Source organism: Monashia sp. HAY1-2A (assembly GCF_056755315.1).
Genome location: NZ_JBNDHY010000481.1, coordinates 1 through 263, shown reverse-complemented (window position 1 = coordinate 263; position 263 = coordinate 1). Strand labels below are relative to the sequence as shown.

At 70.3% G+C, this 263-nt stretch carries 1 protein-coding gene; it reads left to right on the top strand.

The features are described 5' to 3' along the window. A partial coding sequence (locus ACPYOM_RS22795) for a universal stress protein (protein WP_481347711.1) occupies nucleotides 1-263 on the top strand: 263 nt, incomplete at both ends.

The following is a 263-nucleotide window of genomic DNA, read 5'->3' as shown; positions in this document are numbered from 1 at the left end:
ATTCCGAGGCCCATGCGCTGATTGACGCGGCCGTGGAGCTGGATGCGGCTGCCTTGGTCATCGGCGCCACGAACGGCGGCCTGTTCAAACGGTTCACCATTGGTTCCGTCGCGGGCTCGCTGCTCCATTCGTCGCCGGTCCCGGTGGCCCTGGCCCCCCCCGGCTACCAGCGGACGGACGCGATCACCCGGCTCAGCTGCGGTTTCGGGACGCGCCCCGGCGCAGACGAACTGCTCGACGTCGCCGTCGAGTCCGCACGCGAC